The organism is Bartonella grahamii ATCC 700132, assembly GCF_000518085.1.
Taxonomy (GTDB): domain Bacteria; phylum Pseudomonadota; class Alphaproteobacteria; order Rhizobiales; family Rhizobiaceae; genus Bartonella; species Bartonella grahamii.
The window spans coordinates 1-5,393 of record NZ_JACX01000043.1 but is presented as its reverse complement, the minus strand read 5'-3'; the positions used below and the strand labels follow the sequence as shown (position 1 = coordinate 5,393).

9 protein-coding genes are annotated in these 5,393 nt (G+C 36.9%); 3 read left to right on the top strand and 6 right to left on the bottom strand.

Features of this window, described 5'->3' with window-relative positions:
• Both U736_RS0108375 and U736_RS0108370 read right to left on the bottom strand, forming a co-directional pair.
• Positions 1–1,121: PBSX family phage terminase large subunit (locus tag U736_RS0108375; RefSeq protein ID WP_026500649.1), on the bottom strand; the 1,121-nt coding region annotated here is incomplete at its 3' end.
• The gene (locus U736_RS0108370; RefSeq protein ID WP_026500648.1) at positions 1,102–1,416 is read right to left on the bottom strand and encodes a hypothetical protein; all 315 of its coding nucleotides are present in this window, start codon (positions 1,414–1,416) and stop codon (positions 1,102–1,104) included. The genes U736_RS0108370 and U736_RS0108375, both read right to left, overlap by 20 nt.
• Before the next feature lie 281 nt (positions 1,417–1,697).
• On the opposite strand from U736_RS0108370, the gene U736_RS0108365 reads away from it, so the two are divergent.
• The gene (locus U736_RS0108365) at positions 1,698–2,210 is read left to right on the top strand and encodes a hypothetical protein (RefSeq protein WP_244596109.1); all 513 of its coding nucleotides are present in this window, start codon (positions 1,698–1,700) and stop codon (positions 2,208–2,210) included.
• 550 nt (positions 2,211–2,760) lie between these two features.
• On the opposite strand, the gene U736_RS0108355 is transcribed toward U736_RS0108365, so the two are convergent.
• From U736_RS0108355 to ssb, 4 genes are all read right to left on the bottom strand, one after another.
• Complete coding sequence (locus tag U736_RS0108355) at positions 2,761–3,030, bottom strand: type II toxin-antitoxin system RelE family toxin (RefSeq protein WP_015856325.1); 270 nt, start codon at positions 3,028–3,030, stop codon at positions 2,761–2,763.
• Positions 3,014–3,241 carry a type II toxin-antitoxin system RelB family antitoxin gene (gene relB / locus U736_RS0108350; protein WP_007346764.1) on the bottom strand — a complete coding sequence of 76 codons (228 nt, stop codon included), beginning with the start codon at positions 3,239–3,241 and terminating at the stop codon, positions 3,014–3,016. The genes U736_RS0108355 and relB overlap by 17 nt, the downstream gene beginning before the upstream one ends.
• Before the next feature lie 96 nt (positions 3,242–3,337).
• On the bottom strand, positions 3,338–3,832 hold the full coding sequence (locus tag U736_RS0108345; protein ID WP_026500645.1) for a hypothetical protein: 495 nt from the start codon (positions 3,830–3,832) through the stop codon (positions 3,338–3,340).
• A gap of 53 nt (positions 3,833–3,885) precedes the next feature.
• Positions 3,886–4,329: a single-stranded DNA-binding protein gene (gene ssb / locus U736_RS0108340; protein ID WP_026500644.1), complete on the bottom strand. Its 444-nt coding sequence runs from the start codon at positions 4,327–4,329 to the stop codon at positions 3,886–3,888.
• Between the two features lie 194 nt (positions 4,330–4,523).
• Between ssb and U736_RS0108335 the strand changes: the two genes are divergently transcribed.
• Both U736_RS0108335 and U736_RS0108330 read left to right on the top strand, forming a co-directional pair.
• Positions 4,524–4,823 carry a BrnT family toxin gene (locus U736_RS0108335; protein WP_006925654.1) on the top strand — a complete coding sequence of 100 codons (300 nt, stop codon included), beginning with the start codon at positions 4,524–4,526 and terminating at the stop codon, positions 4,821–4,823.
• A complete protein-coding gene (locus U736_RS0108330; RefSeq protein WP_026500643.1) occupies positions 4,801–5,106 on the top strand; it encodes a BrnA antitoxin family protein in 306 nt (101 codons plus the stop codon). Before U736_RS0108335 ends, U736_RS0108330 begins: the two co-directional genes overlap by 23 nt.
• Positions 5,107–5,393: the final 287 nt, after the last annotated feature.

The following is a 5,393-nucleotide window of genomic DNA, read 5'->3' as shown; positions in this document are numbered from 1 at the left end:
ACCGTCGTCTTTTCATTGAACCAAACAGACGGCAAAATACGACGCACCGCCTCTATACGCATCTTAACCGCCCCTGCTCCCTGATTGGGAACAACTTGCGTTTCAAAGCCCGCATCATTTAAAGCACTCTCAAAACTCACATTGTGCACACGGTCTCTGGTCGCACCATCATGGGGGAGAACCATCAATGCCTTCTCATAACCGTTTTGACGCAACCAGCCTATATGTTCCGATAAAGGCTGTCCCTGTGCTTCGTAATAATTAAGCACTCTGATTTCTCGCCCCACAAACTGTGCTATCCATATCGCTGTGGCATCTGCCTTAGCACCCGTGCCCCCAATATCCCAAAAGGCGCGTATCTGCATCAAGGGGTCACGAGCAACACGCCCTATCCGCCCCTCTTGCTCGGCTGCCAACATTTCCTTTTGATAATAAGCGCCTTGAACCGCTTTAAGATAATCCCCTTCCCAGATATGCTTATAGGTCTCTGGACGGTTTCTCAGATCATCCAATCGCGCTTCATTCAAGATCTTCGGAAACTTCGGATTGTCTGACCAGTTGATCTCCACACGCTTGATTGCCTCATTGTCTGAAAAGCGAAACCGCTTCTCAACGGGGGCATTCTCTCGCAATGGATTCCATGTCACCCACAACTCTGCTCTCCACCCCTCTCCTTCTTCTCGCAAAGTCGGTATAAGCGTTTGCCAAGCCGTCTCTGTAACGGGCTCTGCCTCATCAACCCAACACAGCAAAATACGCCCCATGGATTTGATACTGGCTATATTGCGGTCAAGACCAGAAAACTGAAAGGCTATACGACCATCTATCGACTTAATCGACGACTCCCCAACCTTGTAATAGTCCTTTAAAAAGTCATGCGCTTCAATGGCGCGTTTAATTTCCTCCAATGAACTTTCTGCTAGCGAGTTTTGAAACTGCCGTGCACAAAGTATAGTGCCTGATATCCCTTCCCTACCAAATTGATAGCCTTTTAAAGCAGCCATCAAGGCAAATGATCTTGTCTTTCCAGACCCTCTCCCTCCCCAAGCAGCACGTACCAAAGCCTTCCCTGTAAAAATCGGTATAAGCTTTGGAACAATATTAATCTGTCGTGTTGTCATGAACTAAAGGCGCGATTTCTACACGCGTTATCATCTTAATGGCTCCCCCATCTTCCCCTGTCACTTGAAGAGGCAAAATCTTCCCCAACAATGCCAAATAAGCAGCGGGGCATTTGATTGCCTGTTTTTCAAGATAAGAGATCAAACCATCATCACCATATTTATTACCAGCGCGCTCTGCTGCTTTAAGCACTGCTTCTTTCAAAATACGTGTCGTTTTATTTGGCACGCCTTTTACCCGCCCTTGACCTGCCTTTGGGGGCGTTCTTTTTGCAAGTTTTTCAGTGGTTTTCATGTGTGTTTCTTTTTGTAAACAAGACAATAAAAAAACCCCGCAAAAGCAGGGCTCTGAACAATCAGATAAACTTATAAGAAAGGTTATACCTTTACCGTAATTCTAGACGCAATTCGACTAGTACAGCAACGCCATAAAACACTATTTTTCATATCCTGTCAACAAAAAAATCACTATATTGTGTATTTTTTATTTTTTTCACCTAAATCTAGTGTCTTTAACAACCAACCACTCACAATTGTATCTTCTAAACGAATCAATTATATGGAAGCACAAAGTTATTGATTAGCAAAAAGCGGGGGGAATTAATGTTATTTTTCAAAAAAGCAGTTTTATGCAGAATTAAAAAGATATTTACACTAATTTTATTTTTACCATTCTCTGCTATAATTAGTCTTATGATACTTGCTTTTAATCCCTTCGGATTAGACAATCAACAACAAGATAAATTAATTGTACCAATATTTGTAGCATTTGTATCGTATTTTTTGATACTAAGTGCATGTGCAAGAGAAGAAAAGCTAAGTTTAAAAGATGAAAATATTGACAGCGCATTTTATGAGCTCTTATCCCTCCAATTCCAAACAGCGGCTTGGGCGGCTGGGTCGGCAGTTTTTGTGTTTTATCCTGTAATAGGAATAGCATTTTTAGGAGTGTTAATTTTTATTGGTATTTTTATTACTATAATAGAAAATTTAGATGAAATTGTAGGAATCGTAGCGATTATAGCATTGATATTAATTTGTCTTATAGCGCTGGTAGCGTTGATCAAATTTATTTGGAAAATTGTCTAACGATCAAAATATTTATTAAGCGTTTTCCCTAATCTTTAATACATACTTAAACTCCAACCACAAAAGAAATAATGAATTATTTATCAGCAAAAAAAATAATTTACTTATTAATCATAGTGATCAGTGGGCTTTTTCTTTCTGATTATGCTAACAGTGAACAGATTCTTACTCATTACAAGTCTTCTAATACTGATGAAAATTTACATGAAAAAATTAAAGTTTTGCAAAAGCAATACGTAGTAGAACAGCACCCAAACAAGATTTTATCAGATAGTGGAATTAATCAATATAACATTTCGTTTTCCACTGTTTCTGATTATGAAAAACCTCAGAGGCGCATAACATTTGATGATTTCATCATTATATTCATCATTATAACAGGAATATTCATATTTATTAGTATAATGTCCATCATCATTAACTTACTTTGGCGCTTTAAATTGAAAATTCCTGCTTATTTCTTTTTATTAACAACTGCTCTAATTAGTTGCGCGGTATTACTCCTTTTAATTCTTGATTAAGAATCAAAATATTTTATAAAAGATTTGCCTTAGCCTTTATATATGCTTTTTCTATGTCCAATAGCCAAAACTAATACGACAAGCTCCTTATCATAGAGTTCACAAAGTATCCTGTAATCTCCTACACGATATCTCCATAAACCTGATAATTGTCCTTTTAAGGGCTTACCTATTACACGCACATCTTCAAGAGGAGCAACATGTTGATCTAAAAAATCAACAATCCTCCGTGCTTCTTTTTTATCGCATTTTTTTAAAAAACTAAGAGCTTTTTTTTCATATCTAATCGTCCAAGCCAAGCTCTTTCCTCACCTCTTCAGAGCTATAAAAAGTACCCTCTCCCCTTCGAACGCGCTCTCTTACTTGTGAAGCTAAATAATAATCCTCTGCTTCCTCTATTCCACGTTCAATAATCTCACGCAAATAAAAAGACTTTGTACGTCCTGTCTTAGCAGCTAAATTATTCAAACGTGTTTCGAGATCACTTGGCAATCGAATAGATATCGTCATAACACAATCCTCATATTTGTATTCACTGTAATACAAATATAACGAATTGTACAGAAAAACGTTTCGCGTCATAGCGAAAGAACCAACATACAACATTTACCATTTAGTTTTTCTGTCAAAATATTTATGAAGCGCGTTAAGAGCGACCCGCAATGAATTCACAAGATGTGGTAACATTTGGTCTTCGATAACAATATATTGTATTGATGTATAAAGATTATACTGTCTATAGAGATGTTGTGTTTCTTTTATCGCCTCTTGCATATTAGAAAACTGTTCTGTTGCAAATTCAACCCATTTCTCTCTTGCTTTGTCATCAGAAGATGATGGTATTTCATCATAAACAGCGCTTGGTAAACCTTTTGCACACAAATAGTCATTTTTCACTTCAAGATATTTTTGCGCAGCATCATACTGGTCTTGAGTAAGCATGCCTTGCAAACACAGCCGCCCAACATAAGTACCAGCAAGCGGATTTTTAGCCTCTTCAATAGTCAAACCAAAGCGTTTAGCACGCATTTCAATTGCCAATTGATTAACAGGATCTTGACGTACTTTCACTTGTGAAATGTAAGCATCTTTCTTCTTCATACATCCCCTAATCTGTGGGAGCCCACATACTTCTCTTTGTTATATTTTATCAATCAAAATGGTATGCTGTCATTAAGAGATGCACTATGATCAGCGGCACCTGAAGCGATAGCATAATTTTGAGAAGTAATAGATGAAGGGGCAGATTGCTCTTTCTTTGCATCAAGCAAATACAACTCGCCTTTGAATTGCGGTAAAATAATCTCTGTTGTGTAACGGTCATGCCCATTTTTATCTTGCCATTTGCGTGTCTGTAATTTTCCTTCTACGTAAACTTTTGAACCTTTGTTTAGATACTGAAGTGCAATTTTTGCCAAATGTGGATTAAAAATCACAACTGAATGCCATTCAGTTTTCTCTATTTTTTGATGAGTATTTTTATCCGTATAGCTTTCAGAAGTTGCTATACTAAAATTGACTATTTCTGTTCCAGAATTCATTGTTTTGCTTTCGGGATCAGCACCTAAACGCCCGATTAACATCACTTTATTTAGCATGTTTTTTCTTACCTTAAATTTGTATTTTAATACATACAAAATTCTAGCATAATTTGCATATTTTTTCAATTATTTCAAAAGGATATTATTGTTTTTTAACATATAAAATTATATTTAATATGCAAAAAAACATAAATAGTTCAGTGTTCATTTAAAACTCTTGATATACATACATAAATGTATTAACATAAGATATGAAAATAAGATTTGAATGGGATGAAACTAAAGCAAAAAGTAATCTTAGAAAGCACCGTGTCAGTTTTGAAATTGCTGCTCGTGTTTTTGCAGACCCGTTCGCCATGGTTAAACAAGACCGTATTGAAAACGGAGAATATCGTTGGCAAACTTTGGGTCTTGTGGATGGTTTTTTACTGCTGCTCGTGGCGCATACTGTCCATGATGATAAAGATGGTATAGAAGTAATCCGTATTATTTCAGCGCGGCGAGCTAACTCGAAAGAAAGGAAACGTTATGAAGAAGAAAGTTCGTTATGAAATTGATGTAGGTAACTTATCACCTTTGACAGATAAACAGAGAGTTGAAGTTGATAACCTGGCTGCAATGCCGGACAGTGCAATTGATCATAGTGATATTCCGTCACTAGATGATGCATTCTGGAAAAAAGCCGTTCGCAACCCATTCTATAAACCAACCAAAACTGTCACAACAGTACGTGTGGATTCAGACGTTCTAGCGTGGCTTAAAAGTCAAGGGAAAGGATATCAAACACGGATTAACGCAATTTTACGTGATGCCATGCTTCGTTCAATGCGTTGACTTCTTTCCTGCTACAAAGAGTATTAAACTGCTTTCGATAGTTTTTTTATGCTCTTGTTGATTTCATCTATGAACGTTGAGAAGAGACAACGCCATTTAATCTGAACAGTTTTATAAAATCGGAAATTTTACTTTTGGTTTTTAACTGAGCACTGTAGTGTGTAAATAGATATATTTATTAAACTGCGTGTATGTAACATAAGAAACAATACACAAACTAAAAAGGAATACCAAAGAGCAATATCTGAGTACCAAAGTATAGTATCCAATGAAAAAGAAAGCTTGTA